The sequence below is a fragment of the Actinomadura alba genome (genome assembly GCF_014323705.1).
Classification (GTDB): domain Bacteria; phylum Actinomycetota; class Actinomycetes; order Streptosporangiales; family Streptosporangiaceae; genus Actinomadura_C; species Actinomadura_C alba.
Genome location: NZ_JABVEC010000034.1, coordinates 49385 through 75535 on the forward strand (window position 1 = coordinate 49385; position 26151 = coordinate 75535).

General features: G+C 70.7%; 19 protein-coding genes and 1 pseudogene. 9 read left to right on the forward strand and 11 right to left on the reverse strand.

Annotation, left to right across the window (positions count from 1 at the left end; translation table 11 throughout):
- Nucleotides 1-4 precede the first annotated feature (4 nt).
- The 5 genes from HKK74_RS31475 to HKK74_RS31495 form a co-directional block, all read right to left on the reverse strand.
- Nucleotides 5-1174: a DUF58 domain-containing protein gene (locus HKK74_RS31475; protein WP_187247026.1), complete on the reverse strand. Its 1170-nt coding sequence runs from the start codon at nucleotides 1172-1174 to the stop codon at nucleotides 5-7.
- Between the two features lie 4 nt (nucleotides 1175-1178).
- Nucleotides 1179-2180 carry an AAA family ATPase gene (locus tag HKK74_RS31480; protein ID WP_312881975.1) on the reverse strand — a complete coding sequence of 334 codons (1002 nt, stop codon included), beginning with the start codon at nucleotides 2178-2180 and terminating at the stop codon, nucleotides 1179-1181.
- Nucleotides 2181-2225: 45 nt separating this feature from the next.
- Nucleotides 2226-4325: a fibronectin type III domain-containing protein gene (locus tag HKK74_RS31485; protein WP_187247027.1), complete on the reverse strand. Its 2100-nt coding sequence runs from the start codon at nucleotides 4323-4325 to the stop codon at nucleotides 2226-2228.
- 177 nt (nucleotides 4326-4502) lie between these two features.
- On the reverse strand, nucleotides 4503-7274 hold the full coding sequence (gene acnA, locus HKK74_RS31490; protein WP_187247028.1) for an aconitate hydratase AcnA: 2772 nt from the start codon (nucleotides 7272-7274) through the stop codon (nucleotides 4503-4505).
- A 263-nt stretch (nucleotides 7275-7537) separates the two neighbouring features.
- Entirely contained in the window at nucleotides 7538-8449 is a 912-nt protein-coding gene (locus HKK74_RS31495) for a helix-turn-helix domain-containing protein (protein ID WP_187247029.1), read from the reverse strand.
- A 286-nt stretch (nucleotides 8450-8735) separates the two neighbouring features.
- Between HKK74_RS31495 and HKK74_RS31500 the strand changes: the two genes are divergently transcribed.
- Together HKK74_RS31500 and HKK74_RS31505 are read left to right on the forward strand one after the other, a co-directional pair.
- On the forward strand, nucleotides 8736-9440 hold the full coding sequence (locus HKK74_RS31500; protein WP_187247030.1) for a PadR family transcriptional regulator: 705 nt from the start codon (nucleotides 8736-8738) through the stop codon (nucleotides 9438-9440).
- Nucleotides 9437-9988 (forward strand): DUF1707 SHOCT-like domain-containing protein, encoded by a 552-nt coding sequence (locus tag HKK74_RS31505; protein WP_187247031.1) that lies wholly within the window; start codon nucleotides 9437-9439, stop codon nucleotides 9986-9988. Before HKK74_RS31500 ends, HKK74_RS31505 begins: the two co-directional genes overlap by 4 nt.
- A gap of 203 nt (nucleotides 9989-10191) precedes the next feature.
- Here HKK74_RS31505 and HKK74_RS40445 read toward each other — a convergent pair whose 3' ends face one another.
- The gene (locus HKK74_RS40445) at nucleotides 10192-10767 is read right to left on the reverse strand and encodes a CGNR zinc finger domain-containing protein (protein ID WP_187247032.1); all 576 of its coding nucleotides are present in this window, start codon (nucleotides 10765-10767) and stop codon (nucleotides 10192-10194) included.
- A gap of 94 nt (nucleotides 10768-10861) precedes the next feature.
- Here HKK74_RS40445 and HKK74_RS31515 point away from each other — a divergent pair, with 94 nt between their 5' ends.
- Together HKK74_RS31515 and HKK74_RS31520 are read left to right on the forward strand one after the other, a co-directional pair.
- Entirely contained in the window at nucleotides 10862-12154 is a 1293-nt protein-coding gene (locus tag HKK74_RS31515; protein ID WP_187247033.1) for an MFS transporter, read from the forward strand.
- Between the two features lie 77 nt (nucleotides 12155-12231).
- Nucleotides 12232-13101 carry an aldo/keto reductase gene (locus HKK74_RS31520; RefSeq protein ID WP_187247034.1) on the forward strand — a complete coding sequence of 290 codons (870 nt, stop codon included), beginning with the start codon at nucleotides 12232-12234 and terminating at the stop codon, nucleotides 13099-13101.
- 149 nt (nucleotides 13102-13250) lie between these two features.
- On the opposite strand, the gene HKK74_RS31525 is transcribed toward HKK74_RS31520, so the two are convergent.
- A complete protein-coding gene (locus HKK74_RS31525) occupies nucleotides 13251-15245 on the reverse strand; it encodes an HNH endonuclease signature motif containing protein (protein WP_187247035.1) in 1995 nt (664 codons plus the stop codon).
- Nucleotides 15246-15583: 338 nt separating this feature from the next.
- On the opposite strand from HKK74_RS31525, the pseudogene HKK74_RS31530 reads away from it, so the two are divergent.
- Nucleotides 15584-16102 (forward strand): annotated as a pseudogene (locus HKK74_RS31530) (response regulator transcription factor); the annotation flags it as partial.
- Nucleotides 16103-16195: 93 nt separating this feature from the next.
- On the opposite strand, the gene HKK74_RS31535 reads toward HKK74_RS31530, so the two are convergent.
- The 3 genes from HKK74_RS31535 to HKK74_RS31545 are packed head-to-tail and all read right to left on the reverse strand — an operon-like array spanning nucleotide 16196 to nucleotide 18502.
- Complete coding sequence (locus HKK74_RS31535) at nucleotides 16196-16735, reverse strand: DUF1707 SHOCT-like domain-containing protein (protein WP_187247036.1); 540 nt, start codon at nucleotides 16733-16735, stop codon at nucleotides 16196-16198.
- A 4-nt stretch (nucleotides 16736-16739) separates the two neighbouring features.
- On the reverse strand, nucleotides 16740-17561 hold the full coding sequence (locus HKK74_RS31540) for an ABC transporter permease (RefSeq protein ID WP_187247037.1): 822 nt from the start codon (nucleotides 17559-17561) through the stop codon (nucleotides 16740-16742).
- A complete protein-coding gene (locus HKK74_RS31545; RefSeq protein WP_187247038.1) occupies nucleotides 17561-18502 on the reverse strand; it encodes an efflux ABC transporter ATPase subunit, DrrA-related in 942 nt (313 codons plus the stop codon). The genes HKK74_RS31540 and HKK74_RS31545 overlap by 1 nt, the downstream gene beginning before the upstream one ends.
- 85 nt (nucleotides 18503-18587) lie before the next feature.
- Between HKK74_RS31545 and HKK74_RS31550 the strand changes: the two genes are divergently transcribed.
- Nucleotides 18588-19358, forward strand: a complete 771-nt coding sequence (locus HKK74_RS31550; RefSeq protein WP_187247039.1) for a TetR/AcrR family transcriptional regulator — start codon at nucleotides 18588-18590, stop codon at nucleotides 19356-19358.
- A 294-nt stretch (nucleotides 19359-19652) separates the two neighbouring features.
- On the opposite strand, the gene pulA is transcribed toward HKK74_RS31550, so the two are convergent.
- Nucleotides 19653-22424, reverse strand: coding sequence for a pullulanase-type alpha-1,6-glucosidase (gene pulA / locus HKK74_RS31555; protein ID WP_187247040.1), 2772 nt, complete (start codon nucleotides 22422-22424; stop codon nucleotides 19653-19655).
- A 298-nt stretch (nucleotides 22425-22722) separates the two neighbouring features.
- Here pulA and HKK74_RS31560 point away from each other — a divergent pair, with 298 nt between their 5' ends.
- The 3 genes from HKK74_RS31560 (at nucleotide 22723) to HKK74_RS31570 (ending at nucleotide 25973) form a co-directional block, all read left to right on the forward strand.
- Nucleotides 22723-24030, forward strand: coding sequence for an ABC transporter substrate-binding protein (locus tag HKK74_RS31560; protein ID WP_187247041.1), 1308 nt, complete (start codon nucleotides 22723-22725; stop codon nucleotides 24028-24030).
- Nucleotides 24031-24093: 63 nt separating this feature from the next.
- Complete coding sequence (locus HKK74_RS31565) at nucleotides 24094-25104, forward strand: carbohydrate ABC transporter permease (RefSeq protein WP_187247042.1); 1011 nt, start codon at nucleotides 24094-24096, stop codon at nucleotides 25102-25104.
- A complete protein-coding gene (locus HKK74_RS31570; protein ID WP_187247043.1) occupies nucleotides 25101-25973 on the forward strand; it encodes a carbohydrate ABC transporter permease in 873 nt (290 codons plus the stop codon). Before HKK74_RS31565 ends, HKK74_RS31570 begins: the two co-directional genes overlap by 4 nt.
- The last annotated feature ends 178 nt before the right edge of the window (nucleotides 25974-26151 follow it).

Here is a 26151-nt window from a genome sequence, read left to right on the forward strand (position 1 = left end):
CGGCTCATCGCCACGTCGTCACCTCATCCCATCGGGCGGCCAACTCCTCGGCGCTCGCGGCCGTCAGCACGAGCAGGCCGGGCACCCCGGCGCGGATCGTGTCGCCGATCAGGCCGGCGACCAGGCCGGCATAGCAGTCGCGCAGTTCGCCGAAGACGGTCAGGTCCGCGGTGCTCGCGGCCGCGCTGATCAGGATGACCACGTCCCCGATCGGCCGCAGCCGCAGCAGCCGGCAGGAGCGGACCAGGTCGGGATGGGCGGGCGGGTCGGCGGCGCCTTCTTCGGTCACCTGCCCCGGGTCCGTGGGGGTCATCTCGGCGAGCAGGTCGAGCATGGCCGACGACCCCGACCGGCCGTCGCCGCTTCGGCCGCCGGTGAGGTGCAGTTCGCAGCCGAGCCCGGAACGGACCGCCACCGCCAGCACGGACGCGGCGGCGGACGCCACGTGGTCGAGCTCGTCACGTCCGGCCGCGCGCTGATCCACGAGCACGACGACCCGTGGCCGTGAGGTGTCGACGTACTCGCGCACCATGAGCCGTCCGTGCCGCGCCGAGCTGCGCCAGTGGATCTGCCGCAGATCGTCGCCGAGCACGTGCTCGCGCAGCCCGTGGAAGGTCAGCCCGCCCGCCTGGACGGCCTCCCGGTGCCCGTCGGGGTCGGAGATCGCCCCGCCGGGAACGCCTCGCAGCCGGTGGACGGGCGGATGCACCCACACCCGGTCCGTGGCGCCGTGGCGGCGGATCGTCGCGGCCAGGCCGAGCGAGTCGACACGGCCCGCTTCGAGCGGCCCGATGTCGAGCACTCCACGGCGCTGCGCGACGAGCTCGTACACCGCCTGGGCGGGCGCGGCCCGCAGCGCCAGGGGCAGCCGCGACCGGCCATCGGGATCGCTGATCCATTCGGCCGCGACCAGCCGGCGGCGCGCCGTGCGACCCGCCGTCTCGGCGCCGAGCTCCACGGTCACCGTGACCGTGTCGCCCTCGGCGACCCGGTCGACCGGGATCCGCCGCCGCACCTCGAACCTGGCCGGCCGCCCGACCATCGCGATCGCGATCACGACGGCGACCAGCGCCAGCGCGCCGAGCAGCGCCAGCTCGCGGTAGCCGAAGAGGAAACCCGCGCCGAGCAGGGCCGCCCCCGCCGCCGCGACCAGCAGTCCCCGCCGGGTCGGCACGGTCTCAGACGGCTTCCGGGGCCGCGTAGCGCACCCCGGGACGCGGCGCCGGCGTCGCCTCGAGAATCTGGTGGAGCAGCGCGGCACCGGTCAGGTCGCGCAGCGCGGCGTCGGGGGTCAGCACCAGGCGGTGCGCCCACACCGGCCCGACCAGCGCCTTGACGTCCTCGGGGGTCACGAACGGCCGGCCGTCGGCCATCGCGTGCGTGCGCGCCGCGCGGATCAGCGCGGACGTGGCGCGCGGCGAGACCCCGAGCCGCAGGGCGGGATGTTCGCGGGTCTGCCGCGCCAGCCTGAGCACGTACTCGTAGAGGGCGTCGTGGATGTGCACCCGCCGGGAGAGCTCGCCCATCAGGGTGATCTCCCTGGCGGTCGTCATCGACTCGACATCGTCCGGCGAGCGCAGCGCCGCGCCGCGCATCAGCGCCAGCTCGGCGGCCGGGTCGGGATAGCCCAGCGACAGGCGCATCAGGAACCGGTCGAGCTGTGCCTCGGGCAGCCGGTAGGTGCCGTCCATCTCCACCGGGTTCTGTGTCGCCACGACCAGGAACGGGCGGGGCACCCCGTGGCGTGTGCCGTCCACGGTGACGTACCGCTCCTCCATGACCTCGAGCAGGGCCGACTGGGTCTTCGGAGAGGCACGGTTGATCTCGTCGGCGATCAGCACGTTCGCGAACACCGGCCCCGGGTGGAACTCGAACTGCCGGGTCGCCTGGTCGAAGATCGTGACACCGGTGACGTCGGCGGGCAGCAGGTCGGGGGTGAACTGGATGCGCCGCCACCCGCCGCCGAGCACCGCGGCGATCCCGCGTGCCAGGGTCGTCTTACCGACCCCGGGCACGTCCTCGAACAGCAGGTGGCCCTCCGTGAACAGCGCGGTGAGCGCCAGCCGCACGATGGCGGCCTTGCCGAGCAGTACCGACTCGATGCTCGTGGCCAGCCGGTCCGCCTGGTCGGCGGCGATGGCCGCCTCGTTGACGGTCAGCGGTTTCTCCGCGTAGTTCACTGAGGTCGTCCCAAATCCTTGCCTGCCGCACTGCACTGGTCCGCATCAGGGGTTGCCATCCGCCGGCGGATGCCCGGGGATCATTCCCGGCTCGGTATCGATCGGGTCGGGCCCCTCGTTCGGGTCGACCGGGATGACCTCCAGACCGTCGCCCGGGTCCGGCGGCCCGATGGTCTTCTCCGGCGGCGGGGGGCCGGTGTCCGGCGGGGGGTTCGGCGTCGTGTCCGGCGGGGGATTCGTGTCGGGCGGCGGCGGCGGAGCGGTCACCCGGACGGTGTTGCTGGGCGCGCTGGCCCCGCTGCTGCCGCCGGTGGCGTTACGGGCGACCACGGTGAAGCTCCACCGTCCGGCGGGCATGCCGGTGATCCGCATCTCCACCTTGCCGTTGACGACGGGCTGGTCGCCCCAGGTGCGCGGCGCGTAGTCGGCGCCGCCGGCGTGGTTCGTCGCGGTGATGACGTACTCTTCGGCGTCGCTCACCTGGTTCCACCGCACCGTGACGTTGTCGCCCTGCGCGGCCGCGGTGACCCCGGTGGGTGCGGCGGGGCGCGCGGCGGTCGGCGTGACCTCCTCGGACTGCGCGGAGGGACCGGTGCCGAAGCGGTTGGTCGCGGTCACCCGGAAGCGGTACGTGCGGCCGTCGGTGAGCCCGGTCACCACGGTGCTCAGCCGGTCGCCGGGCACCGTGCGCGAACCGCCGTTCCACGTGACGTTGTAGCGGTCGACCGGCGCGTCGGGCGAGTGCGCCCGTGCCCACGACAGCCTGACCTGTTTGTCGCCCGCGAGCGCGGTCACCGGGACCGGTGCCCCCGGCGGGCCGCCGACGGGTGCCGTCGAGTCGGTGGGCGTGGTGCTCGGGACCGGGATCGGCGGGATGGACCGCGAGGCCGGCGGCGAGGTGGTCGGGGCCGGTGGGGCCGACCGCGACGGCGAGCCCGTCGGAGGCGCCGGCGGAGCGGAGTCGCTCGGCCGCGGGTCGCCCGAGGGCTGCCGACTCGGCTCGCGGCTGCGGTCGCCGCCGATGGTGGACGGGCCCTCCTTCTTGTCGACCACCTTCACATCGCCGTCCCGCGTGACGACGGCCGCCTTCTGGCCACCCGGGTCGTTGATGAACAGGCTGTCCTCGTGGACCTCGAGCTCCAGCCCGCCCCTGCCGCCGGGGATGCTGATGACCTCGGCTTGCTCGCCGCCCGGCGTGTACACGCGCACGCGGCGGCCGTCGCGATCCGGCGCGTACAGCTTGCCGCCGAAGGGCACCACCGTGCCGGCGCTCGCGTCGCCGAGCGGCGTCGCCCGCGCCTGTTCGCCGCCGCCGAGGACATCGGCGATCGTCACGATCGTCTTGGCGGGCGGCACGGTGACCGCGGCCAGCGATCCGTTGGTGCGGTCGGGCACGGTGGCCCCGGCGAGCGCCACCGGCGAGCCGACCTTACGGGACTTTCCGCCGGCGACCTTCACCAGGTCGCGACCGCTGCGGTCGACCGCCAGGGCCCCCTTGTCGAGCACGGTGAGCGCCAGGTCGCGGCCCGGCTTCGCGACCGACACCGTGTGCGCGACGACCGGCCGGCCGTCGCCCATCCGGACGCCGATGGCCGTGCCCTGGCCGGGCGAGGCGACCCAGAGTTCCCCTTCGTCGTCGAACTCCCCTCCGACGAGCGGGCCGGGCAGTCGCAGCGCCGGACCGGTCGGCTGCAGGGTGGCCGGGTTCACCACCCGCACTTCGCCGGTCCTGCGGTCGATGATGAAGGCGTCCTTGTCGTTCAGCACGAACCGGAAGTCGCCACGTGCGCCCACGTCCAGCCGGCCGGAGAAGCCCAGCGACTTCAGGTCCACCGAGGTGACCCGGCCGGTCACATGATCGTGCAGGATCAGGTACCGGTCGTTCTGGGTGACGCGCACGCGGTGCCCGCGCGCGTCCGACACCGGCTGGCGCAGGTCCACCCGCGCGGACTGCGCGTTGACCCGGCTCACCTGCGCCTCTCTGCTGCTCCACAGCCAGGTGTTGCCGTCGTAGACCTTGGTGACGCGGCCGAGCGCGCCGACACCGAACACCGTCGCCACCAGGGCCAGCGCCAGTGTCACCGCCGTGCCGGCCGATACACCGCCCCGGAGCCGGGGCCCTACGACGGCGAGCCGATCCCTCATGGAAGTCCTTCCGATGTCACCGGATCCGCGGCATGAGCGGAGCATTCGGCACAATCCTTGAAGGAACGTATCGACCGAGGCGGGCCGTACCCAGGGCCCTAGGACCCAATGTCGAGCGGACGGCGAACGGGCCGCCGCCCCGGATGGGGTGGCGGCCCGTTCGCGGCCGTTGGCGTGTTACCGCGCGATGAGCTGGCGCAGCACGTACTGCATGATGCCGCCGTTGCGGTAGTAGGCCGCCTCGCCCGGAGTGTCGATCCGGACCACCGCGGTGAACTCCCGGCCGTTGGCGGTGACGGTGACCTCACGCGGGATGCCGCCCTCGTTCAGCACCTCGACGCCGGTGATGTCGAACGTCTCGGTGCCGTCGAGGCCGAGGGACCCGGCGGAGTCTCCGTCCTTGAACTGCAGCGGCAGGACGCCCATGCCGATGAGGTTGGAGCGGTGGATTCGCTCGTACGACTCGGCGATCACGGCGCGGACGCCGAGCAGCGCGGTGCCCTTCGCCGCCCAGTCCCGCGACGACCCGGAGCCGTACTCCTTGCCGGCCAGCACGACCAGCGGCGTGCCCTGCGCGGCGTAGGCGGCGGAGGCGTCGAAGATGGTGGTCTGCGGCGCGTCGTCCTGGGTGAAGTCGCGGGTGAAGCCGCCCTCGACGCCGTCCAGTAGCTGGTTGCGCAGCCGGATGTTGGCGAAGGTGCCACGGATCATGACCTCGTGGTTGCCCCGGCGCGAGCCGTACGAGTTGAAGTCCTTGATCGCGACGCCGTTCTCCTGCAGGTAGCGGCCCGCCGGAGAGTCGGCCTTGATCGAGCCGGCCGGGGAGATGTGGTCGGTGGTGACCGAGTCGCCGAGCTTCGCGAGCACGCGGGCGCCGTGGATGTCGGTGACCGGTGCCGGCTCCGGCCGCATCCCCTCGAAGTACGGCGCCTTGCGGACGTAGGTCGAGTCCGGGTCCCATTCGAAGGTGTCGCCGGTCGGGATGTCCAGCCCCTTCCAGCGGGCGTCACCGGTGAAGACGTCGGCGTAGTCCTTCGCGAACATCTCCTTGCCGATGGAGGACTCGACGACCTCGGCGACCTCGTCCGTGGCCGGCCAGATGTCCCTGAGAAAGACCGGCTGCCCGTCGGAACCCTCGCCGAGCGGCTCGTTGAGGATGTCGATGTCCATCGTGCCCGCGAGCGCGTAGGCGACCACCAGCGGCGGCGAGGCCAGGTAGTTCATCTTCACGTCCGGGCTGATACGGCCTTCGAAGTTGCGGTTCCCGGAGAGCACCGCGGTGACCGTGAGGTCGTGGTCGTTGACCGCGGCGGAGATCTCCGTGGGCAGCGGCCCGGTGTTGCCGATGCAGGTCGTGCAGCCGTAGCCGACCAGGTTGAAGCCGAGCTTGTCGAGGTACGGGGTGAGCCCCGCACGCTCGTAGTAGCCGGTCACGACCTGGGAGCCGGGGGCCAGCGAGGTCTTCACCCAGGGCTTGCTGGTGAGGCCCTTCTCGACCGCCTTCTTCGCCAGCAGCGCCGCGCCGATCATCACGTACGGGTTGGACGTGTTGGTGCAGGAGGTGATCGCGGCGACGACCACGGCGCCGTGGTCGAGCTCGAACGACGTGCCGCCGGGAAGGGTCACCGGGATCGGCTTGCTCGGCCGGTCGCCCATGGAGCCGGCCTGCTCGCGCGGACGGTCGCCGTTGACCTGCTCCTGGGAGTTGGCCGGCGAGTCTGAGGCCGGGAACGACTCGTCCGACGCCTCGTCCACCGGGCCCTGGACGCTCGGCACGTAGTTCAGGACGTCGCGCCGCCAGGTCTCCTTGGCCACCGAGACCTGGATCCGGTCCTGCGGGCGCTTCGGCCCGGCGATGGAGGGGACGACCGTCGACAGGTCGAGTTCGAGGTACTCGGAGAACTCCGGCTCGACCGCCGGGTCCAGCCACATCCCCTGCTCCTTGGCGTAGGCCTCCACCAGAGCGACCTGCTCCTCGGAGCGGCCGGTGAGCCTGAGGTAGGAGAGGGTCTCGCCGTCGATCGGGAAGATCGCGCAGGTGGAGCCGAACTCGGGGCTCATGTTGCCGATCGTGGCGCGGTTGGCCAGCGGCACGGCGGCCACGCCCTCACCGTAGAACTCGACGAACTTGCCGACGACGCCGTGCTTGCGGAGCATCTCGGTGATCGTCAGCACCAGGTCGGTGGCCGTGGTGCCGGCCGGAAGCTCGCCGGTCAGCTTGAAGCCGACGACCCGCGGGATCAGCATGGAGATCGGCTGGCCGAGCATGGCCGCCTCGGCCTCGATGCCGCCGACGCCCCAGCCGAGCACGCCGATGCCATTCTCCATCGTGGTGTGCGAGTCGGTGCCGACGCAGGTGTCGGGGTATGCCACGCCATCCCGGTCGAAGACCACGCGGGCGAGGTGCTCGATGTTGACCTGGTGCACGATGCCGGTGCCCGGCGGAACGACCTTGAACTGGTCGAAGGCGGTCTGGCCCCAGCGCAGGAACTGGTAGCGCTCGCCGTTGCGCTCGTACTCCCGCTCGACGTTGCGCTCGAAGGCGTCCGGGGAGCCGAAGTAGTCGACGATGACGGAGTGGTCGATGACCATCTCGGCCGGCGCGAGCGGGTTGATCTTGCTCGGGTCGCCGCCGAGGTCGCGTACGGCCTCGCGCATCGTGGCGAGGTCGACCACGCAGGGCACGCCGGTGAAGTCCTGCATGATCACGCGGGCGGGGGTGAACTGGATCTCGTGGCTGGGCTGCGCGGTGGGGTCCCAGGCGGCCAGCGTGCGGACGTGGTCGGCGGTGATGTCAGCGCCGTCCTCCGTGCGCAGGAGATTCTCGAGCAGCACCTTGAGGCTGTACGGGAGACGCGCCGCGCCTTCGACGGCGTCCAGCCGATAGATCTCGTACGACTTGTCGCCTACCCGCAGCGTGTTACGGCTGCCGAAGCTGTTCGCGGACACGACTCCTCCTCCATCACGCCATGGCTCGGGCGCGACACGACTTCTTTCATGGGGGCATCTCACGCACCGGCACGGTCTTCGTGACGTGCCCTCGGCACTGCTCCGAGCCTTGCCGGCGCGGTGGTCTCCACCACTGAATCCTGCCTTAACCCATGGGTGCGCCTCGTACTGAGGCTCGCCTAACTTCCGCAGGATTTCTCTCGACGTCAAGCTACTGCAGATTTATCTCGACATCAAGTTACCTGGCGGGCGAGGGCGGCCGGTCAGGCCGAACGCCGGGCCGTCCGGTAGGCGTGCGGGGTGTCGCCGATCGCCTTCCGGAACACCGTGGTGAGGTGACTCTGGCTGGACAGCCCCACCTGATAGGCGACGTCGGCGATGGGCAGATCCGTGCGGGCGAGCAGTTCGGCCGCCCTTTCGACACGCCTGGCGACGACATAGCGATGCGGAGAATGGCCGGTGGCCTTCTTGAACGCGCGGCTGAAATGGTAACGATCCATGCCGGCCACCTCGGACAGGCGCGACAGGCGCAGATCGCTGGAGAGATGTTCCCGGATATGGTCGAGAACCCGTCCGAGACGCGGGCCCGTCAGCCTCGGCTGGCCACTGGGCCGCGGCGCGGCGAGGGTGGAGAACCGGCGGATGAGATGCCATGAGAGGGCCGTCGCCACGCTGTCGGCGAACAATTGCCCACCGGGGTCGGCGGTGCGCGCCTCGGCTCTGAGGGCGAGCGCCATCTGGTGAACGAACGGATCCGGCCGGTTGGTGAACCCCCGGAACTCCACGTCGCCGTTCCCGGCCTCGGCGTTCAGAAGGGCGACGCGGCCGGGGTCCAGCTTGATCGTCGCGTAGTCGATGGTGCCGCCCTCGTGCCAGGCGTGCCGCATCTGGTTCGCCGGAATGAAGGTCACCGCTCCGGGAAAGTCGGCGCCCTCGTATCGGGGGCCGTCCTCGATCGTGGCCTCGGTCCGCTTCGTGTTGCCGGCGAAAGTGACGAACAGCAAATGGTCGTTCAGCCCGCAGAATCCATTGCCGCCCGGTTCCGCGTTCCAGCGAGCGAGCTCGAGGCGCAGCTCAGACCAGTCGCGATCGAATCTGGTGAGGAAGCGCCCGCCATGACGGCGGCCGGATCGGGGGCCTTCCCCACCCCGTGATTCTTCGGACTCTTCGGTCATCGCTCGCGCATATGTCCACATTATTCGACCTGCCACTCGCCCGCGCACATCCTGAATACAGCTAAAAATGCCGTAAAGGGTGGTCGGCCCGCGGGCCGGGACGTCCTGCCGCGCCGCCGCCGCCCCGGCCGAGGGCGTCGGGCCGCACCCCCGTCCGACCGGCGGGCCGCTCGAGCGGCCCGCCGGTCGGACGGCGCACGGGAACCGATCCTTGACACGAGCCGTTGTCGATATATCGTTAACGTATCTACAGTGGCTCTGAGAGACATCGTGGAAGGGCAGGGAGATGACAAGGACACAGGGCGGCCCCGGCGAACCATGGGGCGACTTCGCTGAGCAGGCGATGCGACTGGGCAAGGCGGTGGCGGGGATGGCGGCGCATACCGAGCGAAGGATGCACGGCAGGGCACATGGCATGCGGGGTCCGTTCCCGCCGAACTTCGGCCCCTTCGGTGCGGCGTTCGGCGGCCCCGGGCCGTGGGGACGCGGTGGCCCCTGGGGCGGCAGGGGGCCGAAGGCGAAGCGCGGTGACGTGCGAGCGGCCATCCTGAGCCTGCTGGCCGAAGAACCGCGCAACGGCTACCAGATCATCCAGGAGATCAACGAGCGCAGCCACGGTGCCTGGAAGCCGAGCCCGGGCGCCGTCTACCCGGCCCTCCAGCAACTGGCCGACGAAGGGCTGATCCGGGGCGAGGAGGGTGACGGACGCCGTACCTTCCACCTCACCGACGCCGGTCGCGCCTATGTCGACGAGCACCCGGAAGAGGTCACCGCCCCCTGGGAGGCGATGACCGCCGAGGTCGACGGCGACGTGGTCGACCTGTTCAAGGAGGCGGCCCAGATGGGCACGGCTCTCATGCAGGTCGTGCACGCCGGATCCCGCGGCCAGGTGGCCGAGGCGCGCCGGGTGGTCGCTGAAACGCGGCGGCGTCTCTACGGCATCCTCGCCGAGGACCAGGCCGAAGGTGACGACCTGGACGGACGGGCATGAGCGCCCGGGGCGGCTTCGGCGAGCGTGGCGGGTTCGACCACCCGGACCATCTGCGCGTGGGCGACGCCGAGCGCGACGAGGTCGCCGTGTCCTTGCACGACCACTTCGCGCAGGGCCGGTTGTCCCGTGAGGAACTGGACGAGCGACTCGAGGCCGCGCTGGGCGCCAAGACCGCCGGCGACCTGCGCGAGGTCACCCGCGACCTGCCCGATCCGCGGGCCCGCTCCGGGTGGCGCGACGGCGGGAAGGAGCCCTGGCCTGGTCACGGCCCCGGCGCCGTCCGGGCCCACGGCATGCCGCACCACGCCGCCCCGTGGCACGGTGGCCCCCCGCGATGGGATCACCGGCGCCATCGCCGTCGCGGGTTCGCTCCCCCGCTGATCGGTCTCCTCCTCATCGCGGTGATGATCGCCGGTCCGGGCTGGGTGTTCGCGGGTGTCCTCAAGGCCGTGCTGATCGGCTGGCTGATCCTCGCGGGCGCGGGCCTGTTCGCGCACCGCAGATGGCATCGCCTGCACGCTCACCGGGATCCGCACGCCCTGCGCTGACCGGCGCTGACCGGCGCTGACCGGCGCTGACCGGCGCTGACCGGCACTGACCGGCACTGACCGGCACTGACCGCACTGACCGGCACTGACCGGCACTGACCGGCACTGACCGGCGCTGACCGGCGCTGACCGGCGCTGACCGGCGCTGACCGGCGCTGACCGGCGCTGACCGGCACGCCGCGCCTCATCGAGTGTGGGGCCTGTCATCGGGCGCGGCGACGCTCGGTGTACGCCCGGGTCTTGGCCCGGTTGCCGCAGATCCGCATGGTGCACCAGCGGCGGGTACGGCTGCGGGTGGCGTCCCAGAAGACCCACCCGCAGGAGTGGTCCGGGCAGCGCTTCAGCCGGCGCCATTCGCCCGAGGCGCAGACCTGCGCCCACGCCGCGGCGATCCTCGCCAGTGCCGTGCGCGCCGCCACGCCGGTCACCGGCCGGAGCGGCTCCCGCGGGTCGGCGAGCCCGGCCGACAGCACCAGCCGGTCGAGCACCGTTTGCGCCCGCTCGATCTGACGGACGTCGCCCTCGCCCCCGCCGGTGACGAGCAGCCGTTCCCGCAACCCGGAGCGGAGCGTCACGGCCATGAGGCGGTCGTCCTCACCGAACGCGGGTTCGTTCGCGTCGCGTGGTGCCCCGGCCCGCGCGATGTCACCGAGCAGACCCTGCCCGCGCAACCACTCGGCGGCCCCGGCCACATCGGCCAGCGCGTCGGTCCGCTCCTCGACGTCGATGGTGTTGGCGAAGTCGCGGATGAGCGCCGCCGCTCCGGAGGGATCGGTCACCCCACCATCTAATCCGATAGACGGTTGCGCGCCAAGCAATGACGCGGCCATACTGCAACACCGGCAATCTCAAATAGACGGTGTGGAGTCCTGGATGGCGACGGTCGAACGGGAAGGTCCGAAGCACGGGACCGGGCAGCGGCGCGGCGCACGCAACGTCGGCGTGCTCGTGTCCTTCACGGCGATCACGAACCTGGCCGACGGCGTCACCAAGGTGGCGCTGCCGCTCATGGCGGTGGGGCTCACGGACTCGCCCGCCCTCGTCGCGGGGGTCGGATTCACGCTGACCCTGCCGTGGCTGCTGATCGCGCTGCATATCGGTGTGCTCGTCGACCGCGCCGACCGCCGGCGGCTGGTGAGCCTCGCGGAGGGCATGCGCCTGGTCGTGGTCGCCGCGCTTCTCCTCGCCGTCGCGGCGGACGCGCTGAGCCTTCCGCTGCTCTATCTCGCCGGTCTCGTCCTGGGCGTCGCCGAGGTGGTCGCCCAGACGTCCCTCACCTCCCTGGTCCCGGCGGCCGTTCCCCGCGAGCGTCTGGAACGAGTCAACGGCTGGGTGGCCGGTGCCGAGACGGTGGCGAACGAGTTCGCCGGACCGGCACTCGGCGGCCTGCTCCTGACCGCCGGCGCCGGAGTCGCGCTGGGCTCCACCGCGGCGGCGTATGTTGCCGGGCTGCTGCTCATCATGCTGCTGGCCGGTGGCTTCCGGGCCCGGCCGACCGGCGCGGCCGGGCGCCCACCGGCACCGGTGCGGGCCGACATCGCGGTGGGGCTGCGGTTCCTGTGGTCGCACCCGCTACTGCGCACGATGACGCTCACGATCGCCGTGCTGGCCGGCGCGTGGAGCGCGTGGCTGGTGCTCCTGCCGTCGTACGCCGAGGAGGCCCACCTGTCCGAGCAGGCGTACGGCCTGGTGCTGTCATGCCTGGGTCTGGGCGGGCTGACCGGCGTCTTCGCGGTCGGGACGGTCAACCGGCTCATGGGCCGGCGGCGCGTGCTGTTCGCCGACCTGCTGGGCACCTTCGCCATGCTGGCCGTGCCCGTGGTCACCGCGAATCCGTGGGCGGTCGCCGCAGGTGCCTTCGCCGGCGGCGTCGGCGGCACGCTGTGGACCGTCAACTCCCGCACGATCGTCCAGCTCACCGTGCCGGACGAGCTGATGGGCCGGTTCAACGCCGCCGCGCGGCTGCTCGGCTGGGGCACGCTGCCCCTCGGAGCGGCACTCGCGGGCGCGATCGCGCAGTTGGCAGGGGTACAGGCCGCGTTCATCGTCTTCGCGGCCGCGGCCGTCGTGGCCGTCGTGCCGTTCCTGCGTACGGTCACCCCCGCGGCTCTCGCTGAAATCTTCCCGCCCGGCGGACGCCCGCGGGAGAGCACGGGGAGGGCCTGAGCCGCTCCCCGGGATCCGGCCCGCGCACCCGATCCGGTAGACAGGGACCCTGAGCAACACGTCTTTTAGGGGGGAAGATGACGGAAACGACCGGCCGTCCGGCGACGGCGAGCGGCGAGTTCGCCCTCGGTGGCGACCTTCGCGTGAACCGCCTCGGCTTCGGCGCGATGCGCATCACCGGGCCGGGGATCTGGGGCGAGCCGGCGGACCGCGACGAGGCGCTGCGGGTACTGCGCCGCGCCGTCGATCTCGGCATCAATCTCATCGACACCGCCGACTCCTACGGTCCGTACGTCAGCGAAGAGCTCATCGCCGAGGCACTGCACCCGTATCCGGCCGACCTTGTCATCGCCACCAAGGGCGGACTCGTACGGCCGGCGCCGGGCGTTCCATGGGAGGCGGTCGGCCGCCCGCCGTACCTGCGCCAGTGCGTGGAGATGAGCCTGCGGAGGCTCCGGCTGGAGCGCATCGACCTCTACCAGTTGCACCGCCCGGATCCGCTGGTACCCCTGGAGGACCAGGTGGGCGTGCTCCGCGACCTTCAGGCCGAGGGCAAGATCCGGCACATCGGCCTGTCGAACGTCGACACCGACCAGCTCGAGCAGGCGCGCGCGATCGTCGACATCGTCTCGGTGCAGAACCGCTTCAACATCACGACCCGCGACTCCGAGCCCGTGCTGGAGCACTGCGAGCAGCACGGCATCGGCTTCATCCCATGGTTCCCGCTGGCCGCTGGTGAGACGGCCGAGGCCGGTCCGCTGGCCGAGACCGCCGCCCGGCACGAAGTCACCCCGGCACAGGCCGCCCTGGCCTGGCTACTGCACCGCTCCCCCGTGATGCTCCCGATCCCCGGCACTTCGCGGGTCGCCCATCTGGAGGAGAACGCTGCAGCGGCCCTGATCTCGCTCAACACCGACGAGGTCGAGCAGCTCAGCGCCCTCGCCTGAGCGTCGCCGCAACCGTCCGGGCCCGGAGTGAGCCGGCCGACGCCCGCGCAAACCGGCCCCAGACCTCACCGGTCCCGCCGCCTCACCGGGGGTTGTTCGGATGGGCGCCGTCCGGTCTCGCCCCGGTGCGCGCCCGCCTGGAGCAAAGGTCACTCCGGCGGCGACGGGAGGACCATGTGCCAGTGGCCTGCCGGAGTGATCCATACCAGCAGTCCCGGGAAGGGCTGGACCAGCCACCAAGTCCGGTGCTGCTTCGTGCGGTGATGGCGACGGCAGAGCGGAGCGAGGTTGTCCGCCCGAGTCCTGCCGCCGCCCGGAACCGCCGGATCATAGGGACGGGTGTGGTCGACGTCGCACGCCACCACCCTGCGATTGCAGGTGGGGAAGACGCAGGTGCGGTGACGGCGCTCGATACGGCGCCGCATCGCGGCGGGCGGCCGGTAGCCGTCGTGCGCCTGCTGGCCGGTGGCCGCACACCACGTGTCCCGAAGACCTTCGAGCGCCTTGTCCATCGCCGCCACGGCCTGGGAGACAAGGAGCGCGCGTCCGACCGGGCGCTCGCCATCGCGGGACTCGCGCCGGGCGGTGGCGAGAACGTCTTCGAGGTGTCGGTCGAGTTCAGTGGCGAGCGCCTCGGCGATGAGCCGTTCAACCTCGGCCACGGCCTCGTCGTAGGTGGGAGTCCGGGCCTTGCCATTGGGAGTCCGGGCCTCGCGGCGGGCGGCGGGCCGGACGGTGACGTCATCCGCGTCGGAGACCGTCCCGACCGCGTCGGCGGCATCGGCGGACGGCTCACCGGAAGCAGCGTCCCGCTCCGCGCCAGCATCCGCGTCGGAGACCGTCCCGACCGCGTCGGCGGCATCGGCGAACGGCTCACCGGAAGCAGCGTCCCGCTCCGCGCCAGCATCCGCGTCGGAGACCGTCCCGACCGCGCCAGTGGCATCGGCGAACGGCTCACCGGAAGCAGCGTCCCGCTCCGCGCCAGCATCCGCGTCGGAGACCGTCCCGACCGCGCCAGTGGCATCGGCGAACGGCTCACCGGAAGCAGCGTCCCGCTCCGCGCCAGCATCCGCGTCGGAGACCGTCCCGACCGCGCCAGTGGCATCGGCGAACGGCTCACCGGAAACGACATCCCGCCCGACGACAGGCGGCTTACCTGGAGCAGCGTCCTGCCCGACGCTGGAGGGCCCACCAGGGGTGGCGTCCTGTTCGGTGGCGGACGGCGCACCAGGATCGGCGTCCCGCTCGACGACGGAGGGCTCGCCAGAAGCGGCATCCCATTCGGTGGCGGACGGCTCACCGGGAGCGGCGTCTTCGGCGGGGACCGTGGAGCCGTCGTCGTACAAGACGCGTGCGGCCTCGGGCAACGGCACACCACGGAGCAGGTCGCGGTAGAGGTCGGCGCGGATGGCGTCGACCGGTCGCTGGTCCCCGTCGGCCCGCATGGCCCGCGCGACGGCGCTGAGGCGATTCATGATCGCTTCGACGTCTTCGGCGGCGAGATCACGACCGACCAGGTCGGCGGTGCCGGAGGAGTTCTCCCACATCTCCACCCGCCGCTCGCGCCGCGCCGCCTTCTTCTTCTCCTCGGCCGCTGCAGGGTCGGCCTTCTTGACCGCTCTCTTAAGCAGGGCGCGCAGCCTTGTGACGGTCTGCGACGGAGCATCGGCGATGACCTTCGACTCGATCCGGTCGGCCAGCTCATCATCCAGGCCGTCCAGTACCTCGACCACCACCTTGGCCCGCCGGTAGTCGATCAAGCCGGACACCAACGCCGACCACGTCCGCAGGTGCCGTTCCGTCAGCGCTTCGGCCAGCCACACCAGCTCCTGTGCGGCGCCGGAAGGAACCGTCAGCTCCGCCGCCACTTCATCGACCAGGCGTTCATGGGTCGACGACGTCCACCGCACATTCTCGAGCGACTCCTCGGCCTGTCGTCGCCGGGCCAGCTCGGCGACCGACGCCAGCTCGACGCTCTGCGCCCAGGATGTCTGCCGCCGCGCGGCCGCCATCACCCCGGTCAACTCGTCGTCGGGGAGCGCCGCCAGGTCGACCATCGCGAGGCGGAACCCGAGCTCCGGCCCCGGAGGCAGCTCCGCCCATTCCGCCCAGCACAATTCGGCGGGCACGGTTTCCGTGGTCATTTCTCGGCACCCCCTTCCTCGCGTGACAACAATGCTATTCGAACAAATGATCGAATACAACCCTTTCCATAACCGGCCGTCGACCCGACCGATTCCCGGCCAATCCGCCGATCAGGCCTTATTGAATAGCGCTATATCAGCATTAATCTCGATCTTTCCTGAGGGTCGCGGGTTCGGGATCACCCGACGCGTGAGCCATCTGTAGAAAGTCGGTCTACCTACGCATAGTGGCGGTCGTCCGGAGGCGTCTGAAGGGTGAGAGTACTTCGGAGGTGACGATGGATGCCGCGGCGGAGGGACGGTTCCGTGAGTTCGCGGTGGCGAGCTCGGCGGCGCTGATGACAGCACGCGGTGCGGCGACCCGGGTACTGGTCGTCGAGGACGACAAGTCGGTGGCGGACCTTCTCGAGTGTCTGTTGGCAGACGAGGGCTACCGGCCCATCGTGGCGCGAACCGGTCCCGAGGCGTTGGAGTTCTTCGACCGGTCCGGCGCCGAAATGGTCCTGCTCGATCTGCGGTTGCCCGGACTACCGGGCACCGATGTCCTCCGCCGGTTGCGCAGTACCTCCGACGTTCCCGTGATCATCGTGACGGGGAGGGACGACGAGATCGACCGTGTCGTCGGACTGGAGATCGGCGCGGACGATTATGTGACCAAGCCGTTCTCTCCGCAGGAACTGATCGCCCGAGTGCAAGCGGTGCTGCGCCGACCGCGGCGCGCGTCCGCTGAGACGCGTAGCGCCGATGAGGCGAAGGGGCATGTGACCCTGGCGGTGGGTCCCGTCCACATGGACGTCGACCGGCATGTCGTGACCGTCCGCGGCACGCCGGTGCGACTGCCGCTCAGAGAGTTCCAGCCCGGATAGACCCGGTGCCGGTGACCCGGCGGATCGAATCAGGCCTTTCGGAATGCGGTCACCGCGGCACGGGCCGGCCGCGGCGAACGCGTCTCACCGCGCGTGGCGGATCTTCAACCGTCCTAACCCCATGGTCCCAGAGATCCGGATCCTCGGCCCGCCGGGGCGGGAGCGCCGCCGGGTCTTGTAGAGCGGGTCCTTCCACCCGGTGCGCAGATCCTCGACGTCGACGATCGCGTCGCGAGGCACCGTGATCTTGGCTCTGCCGGTGCCGAGTTGCAACTCGATGTCGACTACCGGATGCTCGATGACCGCCCGGGACAGGTCCAGGTGCACCCTTCCGAGTGCGGACTCGACCTTGAGGATCCGAGGTACCCGCCATGCGCCGCGCCGCTGGATCCGTCCGCTGACGGCGGCGATCGTGGACGTGGTGCCCGCATTCTCCTCCGGGAGCGAGGCCAGAGCCGGCACGAGCTCGCTGTGCGTCTTGGCGGTGAGCACCTGGTGGAGGCGTTCGTCCATCTCCTCGTACGAGATGTGCCCTTCGGTGTACGCCTCCTGCAGGCGCCGCACGGCCGTGTCGCGGTCGTCTTCGCTGATCGGTGACGGCGGGTCTTCCGGCAGAGAGGTCACCGTTTCACCGTCCCCTGCGCTTGTAGGTACGGACCGACAGCGGGACGAACACCGCCAGCAGCGCGGCCGACCAGAGCAGGACGGCGGCCACCGGATGCGCGAGCGGCCAGGCCACGTCTCCGGACGGCACACCCGGATTGCCGAACAGCTCCCGGGAGGCGGCGGTGATCGCGCTCACCGGGTTCCAGTCGGCCAGGAACCGCAGCCACCCCGGCATGCCGTCGGTCGGGACGAACGAGTTGGACAGCATCGTGAACGGCAGGAACAGCGGCACCATCTGGTCGGCGACCTGGTCGTTCTTCACCACCAGGCCCACGTAGACGCCCACCCAGCTCAGCGCGTACCGCAGCACGATCAGCAGCAGGAACGCCTCGGCCGTGGGGACCAGGCCGCGATGCGGCTGCCATCCCACCAGCAGGCCCGCCCCCACCATGATGGTGAGCGACAGCAGACCGCCCAGCAGGTCGGCACCGGTCTGCCCGAACGGCACCGCCGACCGCGCCATCGGCATGGACCGGAACCGGTCCATCACGCCGCGGGAGGCGTCGGTGGCCACCCGCATCATGACCCCCATCACCGCCGTGAAGGTCACCATCGAGAACAGCCCGGGCATGAGGTACTCGCGGTAGTCGCCGCCGCCTGGCACCTGGATCGCGCTGCCGAACACGTACCCGAACAGCACCACCATGATGGCCGGGAAGATCAGCGCGGCGACGAGCTCCCCTGGCTCCTGCCGCAGCCGTCCCAGCTCGCGGCCGACCAGGGTCAGCCCGTCGGTGAACGTCCAGCGCACGCGGTGGCCCATCGGCGAGGTGAGGGCGGTCATCAGACGAGCTCCTTCCGGTCGGTGAGGCGCAGGAACACCTCGTCGAGGGTGGGGCGGCGCAGGCTCACGTCGGCCGCGGCGACCCCGGCGCGGTCGAGCTCGCGCACGATGTCGGCGAGCCGAAGGCCGCCGCCGGGCAGGGCGACGCTGAGCCGGTCGGCGCCCGTCATCGTGGGGTCGGTCCCGGCCAGGGCGTTCAGCACGGTCGCCGCCGGACGCAACGCGGCGGGGTCTTCGAGAACGACGTCGAGGCGGTCCCCGATCGTGGCCTTCAGCTCGTCGGGAGTGCCCGTGGCGATCACCTGCCCGTGGTCGATGACGGCGATGTCGTCGGCCAGCCGGTCGGCCTCGTCCAGATACTGCGTGGTGAGCAGCACCGTGGTGCCGCCCGCGACCAGCTCGCGGACGCTGTCCCAGATCTCGCCGCGGCTGCGCGGGTCCAGGCCGGTGGTCGGCTCGTCCAGGAAGAGCACCTCGGGACGCAGGATGAGGCTGGTGATCAGGTCGAGGCGGCGCCGCATACCGCCGGAGTAGCCGGCGACCTGACGATCGGCGGCGTCCATCAGACCGAAGCGTTCGAGCAGCTCGTCGGCCCGCCGGTGCGCCTCGCGCCGGGACAGGTGGTAGAGGCGCCCGAACATGCGCAGGTTGCCGCGGCCGGTGAGCTTCTCGTCCACGGCGGCGTACTGGCCCGCGAGCCCGATCCTGGCCCGCACCTTGCCGGCCTCGCGGACGACGTCGTATCCGGCGATGCGGGCGTGCCCGGCATCGGGATCGGACAAGGTCGCCAGGATGCGCACCGCGGTCGTCTTCCCCGCGCCGTTCGGCCCCAGCACTCCGCAGACCGTTCCTCTCGGGACGCTCAGGTCCAGGCCCCGCAGCGCATGGGTGTCACCGAAGGACTTGTGCAGCCCCTCGGCGACCACGATCGGCTCCGCCATGTTCCCTCCACTGGGTACCTTGTACGCGGTTATCGCGGCCAGACTAAGTTACTGGGTACGATGTACGCAAGTAGGAGGTGGAACGGTGACCGACGCCGAGTACGTGAGCATCTGGATGCGGCCCGAGCGCCCGGCCCGCGGGCCGAAGCCGACCTACAGCCGCGCGCAGATCACCGAGGCGGCGGTCCGGATCGCCGACGCCGAGGGGCTGGAGGCCGCCACCATGCGGCGGATCGCCGCCGAGATCGGCGCAGGCGCGATGTCGCTCTACCGGTACGTCCCGAGCCGCGACGACCTCATCGAGCTCGTGGCCGACCGGCTGATGGGCGAGATCGACGTCGAGGGCATGCCCTCCGGCGACTGGCGCGCGGACCTGACGCGCTACGCCGACGGACTGCGCGCCATGTGGCTTAGGCATCCGTGGATCGCCACCGTGCACCGGTCGCTCCACAGCTTCGGTCCCAACCAGCTGCTCTTGATCGAGCGGGTGATGGGAGCCCTCGACGCACACATCGCCATCGACCAGAACCTCAGCCTCATGGGCATTCTGAGCGGCTACGTCGAAAGCGCCGTCCGCGACGAGATCAGCTGGGCCGAGGAGGTCCGCCGCAGCGGGATCAGCGAGTCGGAATGGATGGCGCGGACCTCCCCGCGAGTCCACCAACTGCTGGAAAGCGGGAAGTACCCGATCTTCAGCAAGATCGTGATAGACGCGCGCCAGCCGCACCTGAGCCGCGAAGACCAGTTCCGGTACGGGCTGGAGCGCGTCCTCGACTGCATCGCCGCGGCTCTCCCGTCAACGATCGAGCCACCGGTGGCGGCGCACCGAGAGGGGCGGGAAGACCGCGACGATTAGCACCGGCCAGGCGACGGCCGGCGGCAGCACGTGCTGCGACGCCCAGGACTCCCCCGCCGGCCCGGGATTGCCGAACAGGTCCCGGATCGCGGGTGGAGCCTCTGCACCGCCGGCGTCACCGACCCGTGACACCGCGTCAAGAGATTTCGCAAGAATCCCGCAATTTCCCTGAAAAGCTGCAAATTTCGGTTGGCGCGGGGCCACGTGGGGTTGGGCCCGGACGACCCGTGTGCTGATGGGGAGGATTCGTCCGGGCCCACGCGTGCGGCGGCCCTCCGAAGCGGCGCCCGGCGCTCAGGACCGTACGAAGACCGCGACCGTCCGGCCGGGGACCGTGAGCGCGCCGGTCGACGCGTCGAACGCCGAGCGCCCGACCACCGGATCGGTCGAGGCGGCCTGCACCGGGTGCAGCGTCACCGCCGCCCCCTTGAGCGCGGCCACGGTCTGCCGCTGCGGCTCCGGCGTGCCGTTGAACACCACCGTGACCGACCGCCATCTCGGGTCGAGGCCGCGCCCGTCCAGGTGCATGGTGACCACGCCGGGGACCTCGCCGGTGCCGCTGAGCGGGAACGACAGCCGTCGCTGCACCTCGTCGGCCGATCCGAGCGAGAACACCGGCGACGAGCCCCGGATGCGCAGCAGTTCGCCGGTCCGTTCGCGGGCCGCCGAGAGGTCGGCGCACGACGGCTTGAGGCCCGCGTTCGTGAGCAGCGGCCGCGCGTACACCCACTTGGGCTCATTGTCGGCGGCCGGCGGCAGGCCGGCGCCGAACCCGTTGCCCTGGCGGCAGTCCCAGTGCAGCCGGTTGAACCAGTCCCCCGAGTCGTAGGAGTTGCGGTCCAGTGACTTCGACCGCAGCCGCTCACTGCCGGCGTGCAGGAACGCGGTGCCCTGCGCCAGCATCGGCGTGGCCAGCGAAAGCGCCTGCATCCGCACCCGGTCGCCCATCGGGGTGCCGGCCGGCAGCTTGTACGCGAGCGCGTCGTACAGCGTCTCGTTGTCGTGCGCGTCGACGTAGGTCACCGCCTCGCCTGGCACGGCGGTGTAGCCGGCCGGCGATCCGTTGTAGTCGACCTGCCCGCCGGTCACCTCCCGGCCGGAGGAGTCGGTGAACCGGTAGCCCTTCAGGTTGCCGGTCAGGCCCACCTTGATCTGGTCGCCGTACTTCAGCAGCCGTGCCCGCTGCTCGGCGGCCGACCCGTTCGCCGGCGAGCCGTTGGGCGCACCGGCCAGGCCGGAGCCGAGGCCCTGGATCCGCGGGTCCTCGTCGAAGGGCCCGCCGCCGCGCACGGCGTCGCGCAGCCGGTCGTTGAACGTGCCGATCCCGGTGCCCGCCATGTTCGCCTGGGTCGCCTGCTCGAACCGGGCGCCGCCCGCGATCTCGCCGAAGTCCCAGCCCTCGCCGTACAGCAGGATCGACCTGCCGTCCACGCCGTCGCGCTCGACGGTCAGTTCGTCCAGTGCCTTGCGTACGGCGAGCATGTTGGCCTTGGGGTGGTGACCCATGAGGTCGAACCGGAAGCCGTCCACCTTGTAGCGCTTCGCCCAGGTGACGACGGAGTCGACCACGAGGCGGCCCATCATCGCGTGCTCGGGGGCGGTGCCGGGGCAGCAGGTGGAGGTGGCCACGGTTCCGTCGTCGAGGAGGCGCTGGTAGTAGCCGGGCACGATCCGGTCGAGCACCGACTTCGGGTCCTGGCCGGCCGCGACGGTGTGGTTGTAGACCACGTCCATCACCACGCGGAGCCCGGCGCCGTTGAGCCCCGCGACCATCCCGCGGAACTCCCTGGTCCGTGCCGTGCCGTCCGGATCGGAGGCGTACGACCCTTCGGGCACGGTGTAGTGGACCGGGTCGTACCCCCAGTTGAAGGCGTCGGAGTCCTTCACGGCGGCGACGCACTTCTGCTGCTCGGCCGAGTCCGGTGGCAGCGCGGCGAGGTCGCAGGCCGGCTCCTTCCGGTCGGCGCGTCGCTCGGGCACGGTCCCGAAGTCGAACGCGGGCAGCAGGTGCACATGGGTCAGCCCGTCGCGGGCGAGCCCGCGCAGCTCGCGCATGCCGGCGCCGTCGCCGGTGAAGGCGCCGTACGTGCCGCGCCGCGCCGCCGGAACGGTCGCGTCGGAGGCGGAGAAGTCCCGTACGTGCAGTTCGTAGATGGACGCCCGGTCCTGGCGTACCGCCTTGGGCTTGCGGAGCGCCGACCAGCCGGCCGGCGCGGTCGCCGAGTCGGTGAGGTCGACGAGCACGCTGCGCGCGGAGTCGGCGGTCAGCGCCAGGCCGTAGGGGTCGGTGACCGCGTTGGTGACCACCTTGCCGGCGGCCGGCGCGAACACGGTGACCTGGAAGCGGTACGAGCGGCCCCTCCAGCTCCCCGGGCCGGTCACCGACCAGGCGCCGGTGCGGTCGTCGCGCCGCATCGGCACGCTGTCGCCGCCGATGTCCAGTGCCACCTTGCGCGCGGTCGGCGCCCACAGGGTCAGCGTCGGCCGCCCGTGCCGCCACACCGGGCCGAGGTCCGCCTTGACCGCCGGGGCGTACAGGTCGTCGAGCACTCCGGGCAGCTGCACGCCGGTGGTGGTGCGAAGGCCCCCGGCCGCGTCGCGCTCGACCGCGATCACCTGCCCCCGCACCGCCTCGGCGACCCGCCCCGCGTCCCGCGGGTCGACCGTGAAGGCCGCGTACGAGGCGAGGTGCGGCCATTTCCCGCGCTGTTCGGCGGTGAGGCCGCCGGGCACGCCGGCCAGCCGGAGCAGGTGCCGGTCGCCGGTGATCTTTCCGTCCTCGGAGACCGCGAGCGAGCCGTCCGGGGCGTACTCCAGCGCGTAGCGGTTCGACGCGGACGGCTCGACCTTCCAGGCGACGGTGCGGCGGTCGATCCACTGGGCCCTGGCCTTGGTCAGGTCGGTGTCGGGAGACGCCTCCGGCGCGGAGGCGTCCGCCGCCGCGGGCGACGCCACGGCCGGAATCGCGGTCAGCGGGGACGTGGTGAGCGCGACCGCGAGAACCGTCCTGAGCAGCCGGGATCGCCCGGCCCCGCGACGCCTCCGCGGATGACGAGAGCGGGCCACGTGCGCCTCCCACGACTGATTGGTTTCAGCTTCGTTGCGGGGAAGCTACAGAGATACGGAAGTTCTTGCAATAGCTCAGCAAGCAGTTGCAATCAATTCGCCAGGTCAGCCGCAAGATGTGCAGCACAAGCAGGGAAAAGGTCCGCCGGCCGGTTTGGGACCGCGAATGTTTCCAAATCGTTTCTGCAAGCTGTTTACAGCGTTACAGCCCGTTGCTAGGGTCCCCGCCAAGTTATCCCACGTGAGGACATGTGGGGAGGACTCGGGACCTCACGAGGGCCCGCGAGGAGGAGGATCGATGCGGTTCACCCCTATTGTCGGCGTGGTGGTCGGCCTTGCGCTCACGGTGAGCGCCTGCGGCGGCGATGACGGCGGCGATGACGGCGGCGGAGGCACGGCGAAGCAGTCCACCGAAGCGCAACTGAGCGGGCGGGGCCCGATCACGTTCGTTTCGGGCAAGGACACCTCGGGGAACAGGCAGAAGCAGGTCGACGCCTGGAACAAGGACCACCCGAACGAGCAGGCCCGCATCATCGAGCTGCCGGAGTCGGCCGACCAGCAGCGCGAGCAGATGATCCAGAACGCCCAGACGAAGTCGGACGCCTACACGATCCTCAACATGGACGTCGTGTGGACCGCCGAGTTCGCCGCCAATCGCTGGCTGACCGACCTGCCCAAGTCGCAGTTCGACGTGTCGGCGATGCTCCCGCCCACGGTCGCGACAGCCCAGTACCGGGACCGGCTGTACGCCGTCCCGCTCAACGCCGACGGCGGACTCCTCTACTACCGCAAGGACCTCCTCGACGCGGCCGGCGTCAAGGAGGCGCCGAAGACCTGGGACGAGGTCTGGGCCGCGTGTGACAAGGTCACGAAGACCTCCGAGGGCAAGGGCGTGAGCTGCTACGCGGGGCAGTTCGACAAGTACGAGGGCCTCACCGTCAACGTCTCGGAGGTCATCAACGGCGCGGGCGGCTCCGTCGTGGACGCGAGCGGCAAGCCGACCGTCAACACCCCCGAGGCGAAGAAGGGCCTGGACGTGCTGGTCCAGGCGGTGAAGGACGGCCGAATCCCCAAGCAGGCCATCACCTTCAAGGAGGAGGAGGGCCGCCGCTACTTCGAGTCCGGCAAACTGCTGTTCCACCGCCAGTGGCCCTACCAGTACGCGCTGGCGAACAAGAAGGGCACCTCCAAGGTCGTCGACAAGTTCGCGGTGGCGCCGCTGCCGGGCGTGAGCGGACCGGGCGCGTCGACCCTCGGCGGGCACAACCTCGCCATCTCGGCCTTCGCCAAGAACAAGGCCACTGCGGCGGACTTCATCAAGTTCATCACCAGTGAGGAGTCCCAGCGCGCCGACCTGCTCGCGACCTCGCAGGCCCCGCCGAACGCCGCGCTGTACGACGACCCGGAGCTGGTGAAGAAGTTCCCCTACCTGCCGACCCTGAAGGCCTCCATCCTCGGCGCCAAGCCCCGGCCGATCGTCGTGAAGTACGGCGACGTCACCACCGCCATCCAGGAGGAGACCTACAACGCCATCACCGGCAAGACGCCCTCCGATCAGGCACTGTCCAGCCTGCAGACCAAGCTCGGTCAGCTGATCCAGCCGTAACCGACGTGGCACCGGGGCGGGGCGTGTCGGGCACGCCCCGCCCCGGCCGGAGGAGTGGACCGAATGGCGACAACCACCAAGGAACCACCGTCAGCGGGCGCGGCGAAGACCCCGCGACCGCCGAAAAAAGAGCGTGACGTCCAGGGCTCGGGACGGCTCAGCGCCCTGCTGCTCTCCCCCACGATCATGGTGCTCGCCCTGGTCGTCGGCTATCCCGTCATCGCCGCCTTCCGCGAGTCGCTGTACAAGCGCGGTGAGGTGCTGGACGCGCAGGGCTTCATCGTCGAGAGCGAGCGGTTCGTCGGTCTCGACAACTACACGGCCATCTTCTCGGGTGAGAACGCGGACGCGTTCTGGAACGCCTTCTACAACACGACCTTCTTCCTCGTCGTCACGGTGAGCCTCGAGACGGTCATCGGCGTGGCGATGGCCTTGATCATGCACCAGGCGCTCCGCGGCCGGGCTTTCGTCCGCGCCAGCATCCTGGTGCCCTGGGCGATCCCGACCGCGATCTCCGGTCTGCTGTGGCGCTGGATCTTCCAGACGGACGGAGTCGCGAACGCGATCATCGGCCGGCAGATCCTGTGGACCACCGACGGGTTCCACGCCAAACTCGGCATCATCGTCGCCGAGACGTGGAAGACGGCGCCCTTCATCGGCCTGCTCGTGCTCGCCGGGCTGCAGATGATCCCGCGTGAGGTGTACGAGGCGGCCAAGGTCGACGGGGCATCGGCGTTCGAGCAGTTCCGGCGCATCACGCTGCCGCTCGTGAAGCCGGCCCTGCTCGTCGCCGTACTGTTCCGCATGCTCGACGCGCTGCGCATGTTCGACCTGCCCTTCGTGCTCATCGGACCGAACAAGGACTCGGTCGAGACGCTCACCATGATCGCGTGGCAAGAGGCCAACAACCTCCGCTACGGCCCCGCGGCCGCCTACGCCACAGTGCTGTTCGTCTACATCGCCGTTCTCGCGTACCTGTTCGTCAAACTGCTCGGCGCCGACGTCATCGGCGAGGCCCGGCAGCAGCGCAAGCCGTCCGCGAAGCGCAAGAAACTGGGGAAGGTGAGCGCATGACGGCCGTCACGGCCCCGGGGGCCGCCAAGAGTCCGAGGGCGTCGAAGGGCGCCTGGCGGCGCAGGCTGCTCTACGCCGGCGTCGCGCTCGTGGTGGGCTACTGCCTGGTGCCGTTCTACTGGATGATCGTGTCCGCCTTCCGGCGGCCGGCCAACCAGTTCGAGAACACCCCGCTGCCCGCGCCGTTCTCGTTGGAGAACTTCTCCGCGGTCTTCAATCCGGACAACGGGTTCGGACGCTCGCTTGTGAACAGCGTGGTCGTGGCCGGGGTCACGACGGTGCTGACCCTGATCGTGGGCGTCTTCACGGCGTACGCGCTCGCGCGGCTGGACTTCCGGTTCAAGAACGCCCTGCTCGGGATCATCATCGCCACCTCGATGTTCCCCGGCATCTCGCAGATCGTGCCGCTGCTCAAGCTGTTCACCGACATCGAATGGATGAACACCTACCAGGCGATGATCCTGCCCAGCCTCGGGTTCGCCCTGCCGCTGGCCGTGTGGAACCTCAACGTGTTCTTCCGGCAGCTGCCGTTCGAGCTCGAGCAGGCGGCGATGGTGGACGGCTGCTCCCGCGGGCAGGCGTTCCGGAAGATCATCATTCCACTGGCCGCTCCCGGGGTTTTCACCACGGCGATCATCACGTTCATCGCCGCGTGGAACGAGTTCCTCATCGCGCGCACCATGGTGAACGAGAAGGATATGCAGACCGCGACCGTGGCGATCTCGAAGTTCACCGGCAGCGCCACCTTCGACCAGCCCTTCGGCACCCAGATGGCGGCCGGGGTCGTCGTCACCGTACCGCTCGTCGTCATGGTGCTCATCTTCCAGCGGCGGATCATCGCCGGCCTCACCGCGGGCGGCGTGAAGTAGCGCCCCGTGCCACCGGCGGCCGGCACCGTGACCGTACGCCGGCAGCCGGTGGCACGGCACGTTCACGCGGAGGCCGTATGCTCCGCGGCGGCACTCGCGATCGCACCCCGCGCCCCCCACAGCGCGCCCGGATTCAGATAGGGATCTTCATGCCCCAGCAGCTCATCGACCCGCACAC